At 71.9% G+C, this 13,408-nt stretch carries 13 protein-coding genes; 4 read left to right on the top strand and 9 right to left on the bottom strand.

Going from position 1 to position 13,408, the window contains the following annotated elements:
* Positions 1–50: 50 nt before the first annotated feature.
* From AS850_RS07620 to AS850_RS07600, 4 genes are all read right to left on the bottom strand, one after another.
* A complete protein-coding gene (locus tag AS850_RS07620) occupies positions 51–2,981 on the bottom strand; it encodes a DEAD/DEAH box helicase (protein WP_119868572.1) in 2,931 nt (976 codons plus the stop codon).
* The gene (locus AS850_RS07615; RefSeq protein ID WP_123955470.1) at positions 2,974–3,279 is read right to left on the bottom strand and encodes a hypothetical protein; all 306 of its coding nucleotides are present in this window, start codon (positions 3,277–3,279) and stop codon (positions 2,974–2,976) included. Before AS850_RS07615 ends, AS850_RS07620 begins: the two co-directional genes overlap by 8 nt.
* A 604-nt stretch (positions 3,280–3,883) precedes the next feature.
* Entirely contained in the window at positions 3,884–4,261 is a 378-nt protein-coding gene (locus tag AS850_RS07605; RefSeq protein ID WP_119868569.1) for a hypothetical protein, read from the bottom strand.
* Positions 4,262–4,467: 206 nt separating this feature from the next.
* Positions 4,468–5,361 carry an aminoglycoside phosphotransferase family protein gene (locus tag AS850_RS07600; protein WP_119868568.1) on the bottom strand — a complete coding sequence of 298 codons (894 nt, stop codon included), beginning with the start codon at positions 5,359–5,361 and terminating at the stop codon, positions 4,468–4,470.
* Positions 5,362–5,432: 71 nt separating this feature from the next.
* On the opposite strand from AS850_RS07600, the gene AS850_RS07595 reads away from it, so the two are divergent.
* Positions 5,433–5,927, top strand: coding sequence for a GNAT family N-acetyltransferase (locus AS850_RS07595; protein ID WP_119868567.1), 495 nt, complete (start codon positions 5,433–5,435; stop codon positions 5,925–5,927).
* Positions 5,928–5,976: 49 nt separating this feature from the next.
* On the opposite strand, the gene AS850_RS07590 is transcribed toward AS850_RS07595, so the two are convergent.
* The gene (locus AS850_RS07590; RefSeq protein ID WP_119868566.1) at positions 5,977–6,507 is read right to left on the bottom strand and encodes a DUF805 domain-containing protein; all 531 of its coding nucleotides are present in this window, start codon (positions 6,505–6,507) and stop codon (positions 5,977–5,979) included.
* A 217-nt stretch (positions 6,508–6,724) separates the two neighbouring features.
* Here AS850_RS07590 and AS850_RS07585 point away from each other — a divergent pair, with 217 nt between their 5' ends.
* Together AS850_RS07585 and AS850_RS07580 are read left to right on the top strand one after the other, a co-directional pair.
* Positions 6,725–7,756, top strand: coding sequence for a GNAT family N-acetyltransferase (locus tag AS850_RS07585; protein WP_119868565.1), 1,032 nt, complete (start codon positions 6,725–6,727; stop codon positions 7,754–7,756).
* A 42-nt stretch (positions 7,757–7,798) separates the two neighbouring features.
* On the top strand, positions 7,799–8,557 hold the full coding sequence (locus AS850_RS07580; RefSeq protein ID WP_119868564.1) for a hypothetical protein: 759 nt from the start codon (positions 7,799–7,801) through the stop codon (positions 8,555–8,557).
* Here the strand turns inward: AS850_RS07580 and AS850_RS07575 are convergent.
* Together AS850_RS07575 and AS850_RS07570 are read right to left on the bottom strand one after the other, a co-directional pair.
* Positions 8,538–10,283 carry an ABC1 kinase family protein gene (locus AS850_RS07575; RefSeq protein WP_119868563.1) on the bottom strand — a complete coding sequence of 582 codons (1,746 nt, stop codon included), beginning with the start codon at positions 10,281–10,283 and terminating at the stop codon, positions 8,538–8,540. The two genes, AS850_RS07580 and AS850_RS07575, sit on opposite strands and share 20 nt — an antisense overlap.
* 4 nt (positions 10,284–10,287) lie before the next feature.
* Entirely contained in the window at positions 10,288–10,875 is a 588-nt protein-coding gene (locus tag AS850_RS07570) for a PadR family transcriptional regulator (protein WP_119868562.1), read from the bottom strand.
* Positions 10,876–11,108: 233 nt separating this feature from the next.
* On the opposite strand from AS850_RS07570, the gene AS850_RS07565 reads away from it, so the two are divergent.
* Positions 11,109–11,603, top strand: a complete 495-nt coding sequence (locus tag AS850_RS07565; RefSeq protein ID WP_123955469.1) for a hypothetical protein — start codon at positions 11,109–11,111, stop codon at positions 11,601–11,603.
* A gap of 37 nt (positions 11,604–11,640) precedes the next feature.
* Here AS850_RS07565 and AS850_RS07560 read toward each other — a convergent pair whose 3' ends face one another.
* Entirely contained in the window at positions 11,641–12,678 is a 1,038-nt protein-coding gene (locus AS850_RS07560) for a CU044_5270 family protein (RefSeq protein ID WP_119868560.1), read from the bottom strand.
* On the bottom strand, positions 12,675–13,253 hold the full coding sequence (locus AS850_RS07555; protein ID WP_119868559.1) for an RNA polymerase sigma factor: 579 nt from the start codon (positions 13,251–13,253) through the stop codon (positions 12,675–12,677). The genes AS850_RS07560 and AS850_RS07555 overlap by 4 nt, the downstream gene beginning before the upstream one ends.
* Positions 13,254–13,408: the final 155 nt, after the last annotated feature.

Here is a 13,408-nt window from a genome sequence, read left to right as displayed (position 1 = left end):
GCGGAGGCGCGGGCGGGCGGGTGCCGGGCTTCACCGACGCCACCTCCGCCTCAGCCCTCGAACAGCCCGCGCAGGTCGTCGGCGCTGAGGAGCGAGCCGAACGCCGCCTCGTCGTCGTCGAGGAGGGAGTCGGCGAGCTTCGCCTTCGACTGCTGGAGCGCCATCACCTTCTCCTCCACGGTGTCGTTCGCGATCATCCGGTACACCACGACGTTCTTCGTCTGACCGAGCCGATGGGTGCGGTCGATGGCCTGGGTCTCGGCGGCGGGGTTCCACCACGGGTCGAGCAGGAAGACGTAGTCGGCCTCGGTCAGCGTCAGGCCGAAGCCGCCCGCCTTCAGGCTGATGAGGAAGACCGGGACGTCACCGCGGCGGAACGCGCCGATCACCTCGTCGCGCTTCGTCGTGGAGCCGTCGAGGGAGAGATGGCCGATCGAGCGCTCGTCGAGGCGGGCGGAGACGCGGGCGAGGAACGACGTGAACTGGCTGAACACCAGGGCCCGGTGCCCACCCGCGACGACCGCGTCGAGCTCATCGAGGAGCGCGTCGATCTTCGCCGAGGCCACGCCTTCGAACTCCTGGTCGACGAGCGAGGCGTCGAGCGCGAGGAGGCGCAGGAGCGTCAGCGAGCGGAACACGATGAACTTCTGCCGGTCGAGATCGGTCAGGCCGAGGAGCTTCTGCCGCTCGCGCTGCAGGAACGCGTCGTAGAGCTCCCGGTGGTCGGGCGTGAGGTCGATGCGGAGCACCTGCTCCTGCTTGGCCGGGAGCTCCGAGGCGACGCGCTCCTTCGTGCGGCGGAGCATGAGCGGCCGGATGCGCCGCCGGAGCGTCTCGATCAGGTCGGGTCGGTCGCCGAGCGACACCGGTTTGACGTACTCCTCCTGGAAGCGCAGCTGCGAGGGCAGGAGCCCCGGGGCGACGATCCGGAACAGCGACCAGATGTCGCTCAGCCCGTTCTCGAGCGGCGTGCCCGTGATGGCGAGTTTGAACGGCGCGTCGAGGTCGACGGCGCACTGGTGCGCCTTCGACGAGCGGTTCTTGACGAACTGGGCCTCGTCGAGGACGAGGCCCGACCAGGGGAACGCGCCGTAGTCGCCGAAGTCGAGCCGGAAGAGGGCGTAGGAGGTGACGATCACGTCGGCGCCCCGGGCGAGGTCGGCCAGCGGCTCCTGCCTCTTGGCCTCCGTCGCCGTGACTCCCCGCACGACGAGGCCCGGCGTGAACCGTGCCGCCTCGCTCGCCCAGGTCGACACGACCGAGGTGGGTGCGACGACGAGGAACGGGGCGGCGCCGGGCTCCCGCTCGCGGGCGTGCGCCACGAGGGCGAGGGTCTGCAGCGTCTTGCCGAGTCCCATGTCGTCGGCGAGGATGCCGCCGAGCGAGTGATCGTGGAGGAACGCCAGCCACCGGAACCCGTCGACCTGGTAGGGGCGGAGCGACGCCGCGACGCCCGCCGGGAGGGGCGCCTGCTCCCCGGGCTGCGTGTCGCTCTCCAGCTCGCGCAGCAGCGCGCGGAGACCTCCGACGGTCCGTTGCCACGACTCGGCCTGGACGGTCTGGTCGGCGAGCTCCTCGAGGTCCGACCAGAGGTCGATCTGGTGGCGGTTGATGCGGAGCCCGGTCTCCCATTCGTCGAGCGCCTCGGCCTCCTCGATGAGGCGGCGCAGCTCGTCGAAGGCGGGGTGCTTGAGCGAGAGATACGTCTTGTCGACGAGCAGGAGCTTCGCCTGGCGCTTCGACAGGGCGGTGAACAGCTTCGCGAACGGGACGGTGGTGCCCTGGACGGTGACCAGCACGCCGAGGTCGAACCAGTCGCGCTTGTCGGTCTCGACGACGGTGACGACGAGCTCGGGCGGGTCGGTCAGCTCGCGGTAGGCGGGGCGGGTTCCGACGATCTCGACGCGGACCCCGGCGATCCGCTGGAGCCGCGGCACGACCTCGGCCGAGAACTCGGCGGCGGCGATGCCCCGCAGGGTCCGGTCGCGGGGCGGCCCGCCCAGCACCTCGTCGATGCCGTCCGGGAGATCGTGGGCCGCGAGGGGTTCTCGTCGGCCGAGGTTCTCCCACGCCCAGGCGACGTCGAGCCGGTCGCCGCGGGCGAAGGTGAGCGTGGCGACGAGCTCCGGTGGCCGGAGGGCGGGGAACTCCACCGACCCGTCGCTGCTCCCGACCTCGACGGCGCGACGGAGGCCCGGGTAGAAGTCGCGGAGGAACTCGGGCTCCTCCGCCGCCGGCACGAGAATCGCCGAACCGCGCGTGACGAGGCGCCGCTGATCGGCCGCGAGCGGTTCGCCCGTCGGAGCGAGGAGGAAGCTCGGCCGGGGGTCGAGGCTCCACGCGTAGAGGCCGTGGTCGGCGAGGGAGCCGACGGCCCCCGGCTCCTGCGCGGCCCCGTCGATGGTCGACACCGGCGCGAGGAGGAGGTCGCCGGCGGCGGAGCGGGTGACGTCGATGCCGACGGAGGCTCTCTCGCCGAGGACGACGTCGGTCTCCTTCTTGCCGGTCGAGAAGGCGATGCCGAGGCGTTCCGCGTCGCGGAGCAGCGGCCAGAGGAGCGGGCTGGCGAAGTCGTCGAGGGCGATCCAGCCGGTCTCTCCGGGGGCGGTGCCCTCGCGCAGGGAGCGGTGGACGGCGGCGAACTGCCCGAACCAGCGGTGCTGCTCCGGGTCGATCCGCAGGCGGTTCTGCTGGAACGGGAGGGTCGACCAGGTGAGGACGCCGCGGATCCAGTTGCCGGTGTCGCTCAGCATCACCGGGCGGACGCCGAGCCAGAACCCCTCCGCGGAGGGGCGACCAGGAGCCGCGGTGCGCGACGACGGGGGATCCCACCGACCGCGCGATGCCCGCAGTCGCTCGCGCAACTCGAACTGCAGCCCGAGGCGCGTCGCCCGGGACGGTGTCGCGGCGGGGGAGTCGCTGAGGCCGGTGAGGCGCTCCTTCCAGCCGACCGCGTCGTCGCGCCGCGCGGGATCAGTCATCGATGCCGGTCGCGGAAGCGCTGTCGGTCTGGAACCACAGCTCGTCGAAGCGGCGGGCGTCGGCGGCGTCGCGGAAGACACCGCGGAGCTCCCGCGGCGCCCCGTCGACGACGAGCACCTCGAGGCCGCGGGCCATGAGCCCCCCGACGAGCTCTCCGACGAACCCGGAGTCGGCGAGCGCCACGAGCCGTGCGTCGACCGCGACATGGGCGGCCGACCCGTCGTCGGGCACCGTCGCCGCGAGGTCGCGGCCCTCGGCGGCCTCGTGGAGGACGGGCGGAAGAGTGATCGTGAACATCGTCACCCCAACCTACGGGGAGCCTCCGACCTTCCCAAGTGTGATGGCTTGGTCGCCGGAAGGCGCCGCGCCCACCGACCGACCGCGAGTGGACAGTTGTCGACGTTCCCGGGGGCGAAAGCGGCGACAACTGTCCACTCGTTCCTGCGGGGGCGCCCATCGACGTGGTCCTCCGTCTCGATCGTCCCGCCGTGAAGACGCGAATTCTGGTGGGCTTTGCCGAAGGGGGGCGGCGTCCATTCACGCTGATCCCGGTGTCGAGAGCGCCTCCGTCACGAAAGACCTCGGGCAGAAGTGGATCCCATCGCAGCAGTGCAACACCTGGAACACGTCCGTCGTCCTCAAGGTCTCCAGCAAGACATTGTTCGCCCAGATCGCGACCAGGTGGCCATGGAGCCTCACCGACGGAGCAGCACTCACGGTCGTCCAGTACCAGTACTGAGAGGTCGGCCCGGTCGAGGAGACGCCGGTCACGCGTCGAGCAGGAGGACTCACCTCCGTCTCCACTCGTCCGTCGTGAAGATCACGTGAAAATCGGTGTCGTCCCTCACTACGAAGTGGCGCGGAGCCTCCGACCTTCCCAAGTGCTCCGGGCGTCGCTCCCTCACCCGAGCGCCCACTGACCGACCGCGATGGCCACGACGCTGAGGATCACCACGAGCCCGGCGAGGGCGAGGGGGATCCTCGAGAAGGGGCGGCCCGTCGCACCGCAGATCACCGCCAGGACGACCGACAGGCCCAGGAGCGCGAGTGCCGTCGCGCTGGAGGCCGGCAGCAGTACGTCGAGGACCGGGTCGTTGCACCGACCGGGGTCACCCGGAGCCTGGCAGCCCGCCACGCCGAGCATCGAGAAGACCAGTGTGAAATAGCCGAGGAACGAGACGACCGCCTGCACGAAGAGCGACATGACGAACGGCGCAACGTCGCTCCGGCCGCCGCGGGGTTCCGCCGTCGGCGCGTCCGAGTCGCTAGGTCCGTCCATGCACTCCACCCCCGCTCGTGCTGCCATCCTCTCCGGAGCCCCGCTCTCGCGCCACTGTCTTTCCTCGCGCGTCTTCCCGTCGTGGGGCGGCGAGTGGACAGTTGTCGACGTTCCCGGGGGCGAAAGTGACGACAACTGTCCACTCGCGGCTGGGGGAGGGGGAGGCAGGGAGGGGGAGGGGAGTGGGCGGGGGAGGGGATCGGGCGTCAGGGGAGCGACAGGGCGGCGCGGAGGAACTCGGCGTCGAACCAGTCGCCCTCGTGCAGCACCTGGTGGAGGTACGAGCTCGTGGCGCGCGCCTGCGTGCACGCGACGGCCAGGTCGGTGTCGACACGCGCCGCGGCGGAGAAACGCAGGATGCGGTCCCGGAACGCGGCAGCCACATCCTGCGCGTCGCGGAACGAACCGCGTCGCCCGGCGACGACGGCGAACGCGTCGTACGCCGCGGTGCCGCGCCACGCGGCGGGATCGACGGCGAGCCACGGCTCCCGGTCGGCGGCCAGGACGTTGCCGAAGTGGAGGTCTCCGTGGATCAACGTGCCGGTCGCGTCGTCCGCGAGCGCGCGGATCGTCTCCCGCGCGCGCTCGACGACCGCGGGCGGGATGAGGCCCGGCGCCGCCGCGACCTGCCGGTCGAGCTGCTCCTCCCACCCGCCCGTCGTGTCGGCGAGCGCAGGAGCCGCGGCGTCCGCCGGCACCGCGAGTCGCCGGGCGAGGTCTCCCGCCACCTCGATCGCGTCCTCGACGTCGTCGAGGTCGTCGAGCCGCCGCGGGCCCGCCCGCTCGAGGAGCAGCGCGCACGCCTCCTCGTCGGCGCCCAGGAGGCGAACGGCACCCCGGCCGTCGAAGCGCCTCAGAGCCGGGCCCTCGCCGAGGGCCGCGGCGTTCGGGAACGAGACCTTCAGCGCGGCGGCACCGCCCGCGCGGCGCACCGGGACGATCACGGCGACCTGGCCGTGGACGGGATCGCCGTCGATCACGCAGCCCCACGAGGCCAACAAACGATCGACGAGAGGGGGGAGCGTCGCGAGCCACGCGACTCCTGCGGCACCCTCGCGGGCCGTGGTCGCGCGAGAGAGGCCCTCGGGAACGGCGAACATCTGCGTGAGTCTAGCCAGGCACGGAGGTGGCGGCGCGAGCGGTGCGGCCCGCCCGCGGATACGCTGCCCGCATGGCAGCAGACGACCCGGCGACGTTCCTGATCCGGCCGGCCGTCCTCGGGGACGCGGAGGGCATCGCCCGGGTGCACGCGGGATCCTGGCGGGAGACCTACGGTCGGTTCGTCGAGAACCCGGACACGAGCCCCTGGTTCGAGGTCGAGCCGCGGATCGAGAGGTGGCGGGCGAACCTCCGCGAGAGGACCTTCCGGACGACGGTCGCCGTCGACGAGGTCGGCCCGGTCGGATTCGCCGCCGTCCTGGCGACCCCCGAGCCGGACGCCGTCCGCCCGGAGGAGCTGACCATGCTCTACGTCCTCGGCCGCGCGCACGGTGGCGGCGCGGGGCAGGCGCTCCTCGACACGGCCCTCGACGGCCGCCCCGCCTCCCTCTGGGTCGCCGCGGACAACCCGCGCGCTCACGCGTTCTACCGCCGCAACGGCTTCGTCGCCGACGGCGCCGAGTCGAGCTTCGGTCCGATCGAGCGGAGCCTCCGGCTCGTCCGCTGACGGCCGCCGGGCGTCGGCGTCGGCGTCGGCGTCAGCCGAAGGGGCACGCTCAGCGCCCGCGGTCGAACCGCGCCCCGGCGGGGTTCGAGGGCAGCAGCGTGAGGATCAGGACGATGACGAACGACGCCAGGAACGCGGCTCCTGCGAGAACGAGAGCGACGCCGCCCGCGGCGAGCGAGGCGCTCTGCCCCGTGGAGACGTGGAGGACGACCAGGCCGACGACGGCCAGCACCACGCCGATGACCGCGAGGACGAGGGGGGCGAACGCCCAGAGGCCGCTCCGGTTCGTGTCGTGGAGGCGCCGCCAGAGGAGGGCGAGGGTCGGGATGATGATCGCCAGGCTCCACACGCCGGCGACGGCCTGGAAGACCTGCCCTGCGGGACCGTCGACCCTGCCGAGGGAGTTGAGGAACGCGTTGACGAGGAACGCGACGAGGTACCACCACCAGTACTCGCTCCGGCTGGCGCGGCCGGAGAAGGTGGCGTACTTCTTCCAGAAGCGCGACACCGCCTGGCTGAACGACGCACCCGGGAGCGGCTGCGACATCGGAACGGTCACGGGCTGTTCGAGCGAGGACATGGGATCCTTTCGGGTTTCCGGCCACGGACCGCGGCCGTCTCGTCGAACACGCTAGGGGTGGCGGCACCCGGTCGTTCTCCGTCCGGGGTGCCGGATCGGTGGGCTCAGGGTGCCGTGGCGGCCGCTTGCGTGGCGACCTCCGGGACGAGTCGCGCATTCCGGATCGGTTCGTGGCCGCGATGCCCGGGAAGCCGCGGGATGCGTAGTGTGATGCGCTATGTCCGATCGCCCCCTCGCCGAACGCGTCTCCGCTCCCGCGACCCTCTCGCCTGCCACCGTGGACGGGATCCGCTGGCGCCCCGCCACCCCGACCGACGTCGATGCGCTCGTCGAGGTCGGTCGGGCCATCGCCCTGACCGATCACCCCGACTGGGCGGACACGCGGGAGGATCTGCTCGACGAGCTCGGCCACAGCTACACCGACCTCGCGGTCGACTCCCTCGTCGCCGTCACCGATGCCGGCTCCGACTCCGACGCCGGCGAGGTCGTGGCGTGGGGACTCGTGGTCATGCCCGATCTCCACGAGACCCTGGTCCGCGTGATCCTGCTCGGCGGGGTCGTCCCCGCACACCGCGGTCGCGGCATCGGCCGTGCCCTCCTCGCCTGGCAGCACGGTCGCGCCCTCCAGCGGCTCGCAGGATGCCCGTCCCCTCTTCCCGGCTGGATCATCGTCGCCGCCGACGAGCGCGCTCCCGCCACCGGCCGCACCCTCGAGCGCGCGGGATTCGCTCCCCAGCGCTGGTTCCAGAACCTCGCCCGCACGGCCTCCGAGCCCGTGCCGGCCTCAGCACCCGTCGACGGGATCCGCGTCGTCTCGTACCGGCCGGAGCACTCGGCCGCCGCCCACCGCGTCAGAGATGCAGCTTTCCGCGGGGTCGGCAGCAGCCAGCCGATGACCGACGAGCAGTGGGAGTCGATGACCACTCTCACGACGTACGCCCACGACCTCTCCTTCGTCGCCCTGGATGCCGGAGGCGAGGTCGTCGGGCTGCTCCTGACCCTCGTGGACCCGGAGTCATCGGGTGATCCCGACGCCTACGTCTGGGTCGTGGGCGTCCTGCCCGCATCGCGCGGACGCGGCGCGGCGCGAGCGCTCCTCACCGCTCATCTGCAGGCCGTCCGGGTCGCAGGAGTCGCCCGGAGCGTTCTCGACGTCGCCACCGACGGTCCCGACGAGGGCGTCGCCCTCTTCACCGGTCTCGGCTACCGGCGCCGTTCGGCCAGCGTCAACTTCGTGCGTCGCTACTGAGGCGCGCGCGGCCAGGCGGGCCCGGCGGCGTAGCGTGTTCTCATGGCCGCCCCCTCCGACGACGCCGGGCCGGAGCCTTTCAGCGACGACGAGCCGGGGCTCGACGAGAGCCTGGTCCCGTTCGCGCCGACGAGTCCTCTTTCCGTCGCAGCGAACTCCCTGGTGCCGATCGGGCTCGGCGTCGCCGCCATCGTCTTCGCACCGGTGGTCGTCCGCATCGAGGTGACGACCCTCCGATGGGCGATCCCGATCCTGGCATCGCTCGTGATCGCTCTGGGCCTCGCGATAGGAATCGTCGGCATCCGGGCCTTCGCGACCTTCGCGGAGCCGGACATCGTCCGGTACATGAGAATCCAGGTCGTCGGCTTGTGGCTCGTGTCGCTGGGCTTCCTCGTCACGGGCGTCCTCGCTGCCTCCGCGACGCTCGTGTTCTTCGGCGCGGCGTTCTCGCTGAGCCTTCGATTCGTGGTCGCCCAGTCGTCGAGCAGACGCGGATCCGCCGCGAACCGCGTCCTCCGCCGCCTGTGGCCCGCCTTCGTCGCCGAATGCGTCTTCGTCATCGTCGCGACGCCGATCGCGGCGGTCGTCTCCACGCAGGTCGCGCTTCCCGACGACGTGTCAGCACGGTTCATCGCCGACGCGTTCATCCTGCCGATCGCCGCCGCCGTCGCCCTGGTGCTCCTCCTGCGGAGCCGTCGCCGCTGGGCCAAGGCCGACGATGCCGCCGCCGCAGCCGACGACACGAACAGCAAAGACGGGGCGAACACCCCCGACGAGCGCCCTAGCGCCTCCGCAGAGTGACGACGAGGTGCAGGAGCGGCAGCACGGCCGCCGCCATCAGCACCCAGCCGAGCACCTCGTCGCTCGAGCGCATCATGACCCCGCCGACGAGGAGCCCCGCGAACACGATGGCCGAGCCCAGCCGGTTGACCGACCGCTCGACCGAGCGGAGACGCTGGTCGACCTGCGGCGTGCGGACGGCGACCTGCCCGCGGTCGATGCGGGTCGCCAGGTCGTCGAGCTTCCCGGGGAGCCGCGCGACCGTGGTGCCGTACGCCAGCGCCTGCTGCGGCAGATCGCGGAGGACCCCGCGGCCGTTGTTGCTCAGGATGGTGCGCGCGAACGGCTCGACGGCGTCCCACATGTTGAAGTCGCGGTCGAGGGCGCTCGTCACCCCCGAGACGAGCGAGATGGTGCGGATCAGGAGCAGGAAGTTCTCCGGCAGCTGGAACGGGAGGGCCCGGATCGTCTCCCCGAACTGACGCCCGAACGCCTCCAGCTCGCGCGGGTCGATGGTCTGGAGTTCGGCGATCCCCATGCCGCCGAAGCGCTCGAAGAGCTCGGACATGGCGCGCTCCAGCTCCTCGGTGTCGGCCGACGACAGCAGGACGCCGAGCTGCCCGAGAGAGGCGATGAGCGCACGGCTGTCGCGACCGACCGCGGCGAGGATGAAGCTCCGGAGCCCCGACCGGAGCGTGGGGGAGATCTCGCCCATCATCCCGAAGTCGACGTAGGTGAAGCGCCAGTTCCGCTCGGCGTCGGTGCCCGGCTCGGAGTCCGCGGCGGGAGCGGTGGTGGCCGGTCGGGGGATCGGGGTGACGAAGATGTTGCCCGGGTGCGGGTCGGCGTGGAAGAACCCGGCGACGAAGATCTGCTGGAAGGTCACGCGCGCCAACTCGTTCGCGACGTCCACCGGATCGATTCCCGCGAGCTCGAGCGCCTCGACGTCGGTGATCTTGATCGCGGTGACGTCCGAGAGCGTGAGCGTCCGCAGCGAGCTGCGCTCCCAGACGACGACGGGCGCGGTCACGACGGGGTCGTCCGCGAAGTCGTCGGTGAAGCGCTCGGCGTTCCCGGCCTCCCGCAGGTAGTCGATCTCCTCGAGGCTCGTGAGCGCGAACTCCTCGACGAGCGCAGGAGCATCGGCCCGCTTCGACACGAGGCTCACGTGGGACAGCCACCGCGCGATGCGCCGGAGCGCCGCCAGGTCGACGGCGACGATCTCGTCGATGCCGGGTCGTTGGACCTTGACGATGACCCTGTCGAAGCCCACGTCGGCCGCCAGCGCGGGCGAGAGCGTCGCCCGGTGGGCCTGACCGAGGGACGCCGCGGCGATCGGAGCCGGTTCGAACGAGGCGAAAGCGCGCTCGATCGGCATGCCCAGGTCGGCCGTGGTCTGCGCCCGGATCAGGTCGAAGGGTTCGGGGGCCACCTCGTCCTGCAGGCCCTCGAGCTCACGGGTGATCTCGGGCGGCAGGATGTCGAGCCGCGCCGACAGGAACTGGCCGACCTTGATCATCAGACCGCCGAGGTCGGCTGCGAGGACGCGGAAACGCCGGGCGAGGAAGTTCAGCCTCGCGGGCCGACCCCGCGCGGAGAAGCGGCGGAGTCCGAGCCGGGGGAGGATCAGCTCGTACCACCACGCCTGGGCGAGGAAGATCGCGGCGAAGCGGACGATCCGGCGGTAGCGCCTGCGGGAGGCTCGACTGGGCGGCGGCGCGGAGGGTGCGCCGCCCGACTGCGACACGGGCTCAGTCCTCGGCGAGGATCGCGTAGAGCTTGCGGCGCGCCTCGTCGACGACGGCGATCGCGCGTGCGGACTGCTCGGCAGTGGCGCTGTGACCGACCTGCGTCAGCGCCTGGGCGAACCTCACACCGGAGCGAGCGAGGTCGACGGTCGTCTGGACGTCGCGGCGGGGCTCCTGCGCGCGCTCGTGGGTCGGCTCGGTCGGCAGCGTCGAGTCGGTCGTCTGCTCGGCGACGAGACGCCCGGCGTCGGTCAGCGAGTAGACCTTGCGCTCACCGACCTGCGCCGATGAGACGAGCCCCTCGTCGGAGAGGAGCTGGAGGGCCGGGTAGAGGGAGCCCGGGCTCGGCGTCCAGGCGCCGGCGGAGCGGGTCTCGACCGCGCGGATGATCTGATACGCGTGCATGGGCTCGTCGCGGAGTTCGATCAGGATCGCGCTGCGGACGTCTCCGCGCTCTCGGCCGTCACGGGACCGGTCGGAGGCGCCGCGGGAGCCGCTGCCCGCGCCTGTCGCGGTGAGGGGGCCGAACGTCTCGCGGAGACTGTTGACGGCATCCCGCAGATCGAAACCGGGGGAGGACGAAGAGCGCATGGAGGAGGTGTCCTTTCAGGACGGGCTACGTTCCCCGACGTTACATCTCCACCCGCGACCGCTCCTGTGCGTCGGCGTCACGTCTCTGTCCGTCGAGCGTTCCGGTGCTGCCCTCGACGCGCGTCTCTCGGTCGGCGGGATCACAACCGATCGTCCTCGGGGATGAGTCGCTGCGACGGATGCGCGACCGGGGGCGGGCGCGGCTCCGTCCTCCCGCGCTCTAGCGTGGCGTCATGAAGCAGCGAACGACCGTGGCCGTGCTGGGTGTCGTCGTCGTGGCCGTGTACGCCGCGGTCATGGCGTGCGAGGCTCTCGTCCTCGACCCGCTCGCGGCCGTGCCCGGCGAGACGCTGGGGCGGATCCACGCGCATCTCCGGGCCGACGGCATGGACGTCACGGCCGACATCGTCACTGTGATCGCGCAGGCCGTCATCGGTCTCGCCCTCGCCGCCGTCGTGGCGATCGTCGGACTCGTGAGGCGAGCGTCGCCCGTCGTGATGGGCACCTGGTTCCTCGCGATCATCGCGGTCGGAGGGTTCGTGGCCTTCGGCACCGGTTTCGCCCTCGGGATGGACGTCGCCGACTCCTACGGGGTGGGCGGAGAGGACCACACCCTGTGGGCGGGAGTCCTCTACCTGACGAGCCTCACCGCGTTCCTCGGCCTCGTTTTCGTCGGGGCTCGGGCGCTCGTCCGAGGCCGCCGCAGCGCGCCGTCGGTCCCGGCCTAGGAGCCCGGCGGAGGAGCGCGGCGCCCGCCGACATCGCTCAGCACTGGAACTCGTCGGGACCGGTGACGGTGCATCCCCTCGTGTCGAAGACACCGTTCACCGTGCCTCCTGCGGGCGCCGACGCGACGACGGAGGTCGTCTTGCTCGTCCAGCCGATCACCGTGCCGGCGGGCAGGCCGACCTCGGCGCGGAGGAGGACTTCGCGTTGACCCACCAGAGCACCCGTGTCGGGGTCGACGATGAGCTCGTCGCGGGTGTTGCCCTCGGGGTCGGTCCGGCCGATGGCCACGCCCGTGGAGCCGTCGAGGGTCGCGTGCCCGTCCTCGATGGTGACGCCCGGGATGAGAGCCGCCGCCTCGTAGAGAGCCGCTCGGAGATCCGCGGGAGCCAGGCCGTCCGTCAGTTCGTCGGCGATGAACCCGAAAGCCGCCTCGTCGACGGAGTTGCCCTGGCCCACCGTCCGCTCGTGAATGTCCGCGAGGAGCGCCCGGGGATCGCGGGGGAGCTTCGCGAACGCGGCCTCGGACGAGTCGGAGGGTCGGCTGTAGAACCCACCGGCAGGGGCCCGCAGGAGCTCCGCCTCACCGGGAGACGCTTCGGCGGCCGCGGCCGCCGAGGCTGGGCCGAACGTCCGGAACGGCGTGCTCGCCCCCCTCACCCACACCCAGTCCTGGCTGCGGTCGGCCGGAACGAACAGGTCGTCCTGCGCCCGGGCCAGGTAGCTGACGTCGCCGGACGTCTTCGAGGTGACGGCCGTCGTCGTCACCCGGAGGAAACGCCCGGGGGGAACGACGGGATCCGAGGTCGCGACGGCGGCGAGGGCCGAGCGATGGAGGACCTCCGCGACGGCGCTCTGCTGCCGGCCACCGGCTCCTGCGAGGTTCGAGACGACGAGGACGCCGGCGATCGCGACGACACCGACCCCGAGGAGGCCGAGGCGACGACGGCCGGATCGAGCCGCTGGGCGGACCGCCGCGGCGGTGTCGACGGCCGGCTCCGCCTCGGCGATCCGGCTCAGGACGGACCGACGCATGCTGGCGACGCGGTCGTCGGTGGGTTCGAGGGTGATGTTCACAGGAGGCCTTCCGTGTCGGTGGCGAGGCGACCCCGCAGGGTGCGCCTCAGCCGGGTGAGTCGGTTGCGGACGACGCCGTGCGTCGTCCCGAGTCCGGTGGCCGCCTCCTCGTAGGAGAGTCCGTCGACGAGGCAGAGCCGGTAGAGGCGCTGGTCCGTGACGCTGAGCTGATCGACGGCCGACCGGATCATCACGGCGAGCTGACGCCGAGCGGCGCTGTCCTCCGGGGTCGGCCCGGCCGCGGGCCGCTCCCGTTCGATCTCGAGTGAGTTCGGCGCCTTGGTGCGCTGCCGGAGCCGGTTCATGCTGACGTTGCGTGCGGTCACGAGGAGCCACGGGAGGACGGACACGTCGACGATCCGGATGTCGGCACGACGCGTCCACGCCAGCAGGAAGACGTCCTGGGTGACGTCCTCCGCATCGCCGACGTCGCGGACGATGCTGATCGCGTAGCGGAAGACCGCCCGGACGTGGCGATCGTAGATCCTGCCGAACGCGTCGACGTCGCCGTCTCGCGCTGCGTCGAGCCAGTCCTGTTCCTTCACGGGTGGTCCCGCTCCCTGCGTGTTCCTCATGGTTCATCGTGTCCGCCGGGGCGCAATCGTCTCAAAACGCGGCCGTCGGCGGCGCGCTGCTCCTGCTCTCGGCTGGGCGCGACGTTTCCGCGGAGGCGCGACGTCGGGTCGTCGCGCCTCCTCCGGACCGTCGCGTCTTCCGCACGAGGGACCGC

Source organism: Frondihabitans sp. 762G35 (assembly GCF_002074055.1).
GTDB lineage: Bacteria > Actinomycetota > Actinomycetes > Actinomycetales > Microbacteriaceae > Frondihabitans.
This window is presented reverse-complemented; position numbering and strand designations above follow the sequence as displayed.

Bases quoted from the DNA above. Each gene is read 5' to 3' on its own strand.
- AS850_RS07620 (WP_119868572.1), bottom strand. From the start codon at position 2,981: ATGACTGATCCCGCGCGGCGCGACGACGCGGTCGGCTGGAAGGAGCGC.
- AS850_RS07615 (WP_123955470.1), bottom strand. From the start codon at position 3,279: ATGTTCACGATCACTCTTCCGCCCGTCCTCCACGAGGCCGCCGAGGGC.
- AS850_RS07605 (WP_119868569.1), bottom strand. From the start codon at position 4,261: ATGGACGGACCTAGCGACTCGGACGCGCCGACGGCGGAACCCCGCGGC.
- AS850_RS07600 (WP_119868568.1), bottom strand. From the start codon at position 5,361: ATGTTCGCCGTTCCCGAGGGCCTCTCTCGCGCGACCACGGCCCGCGAG.
- AS850_RS07595 (WP_119868567.1), top strand. From the start codon at position 5,433: ATGGCAGCAGACGACCCGGCGACGTTCCTGATCCGGCCGGCCGTCCTC.
- AS850_RS07590 (WP_119868566.1), bottom strand. From the start codon at position 6,507: ATGTCCTCGCTCGAACAGCCCGTGACCGTTCCGATGTCGCAGCCGCTC.
- AS850_RS07585 (WP_119868565.1), top strand. From the start codon at position 6,725: ATGTCCGATCGCCCCCTCGCCGAACGCGTCTCCGCTCCCGCGACCCTC.
- AS850_RS07580 (WP_119868564.1), top strand. From the start codon at position 7,799: ATGGCCGCCCCCTCCGACGACGCCGGGCCGGAGCCTTTCAGCGACGAC.
- AS850_RS07570 (WP_119868562.1), bottom strand. From the start codon at position 10,875: ATGCGCTCTTCGTCCTCCCCCGGTTTCGATCTGCGGGATGCCGTCAAC.
- AS850_RS07565 (WP_123955469.1), top strand. From the start codon at position 11,109: ATGAAGCAGCGAACGACCGTGGCCGTGCTGGGTGTCGTCGTCGTGGCC.
- AS850_RS07555 (WP_119868559.1), bottom strand. From the start codon at position 13,253: ATGAGGAACACGCAGGGAGCGGGACCACCCGTGAAGGAACAGGACTGG.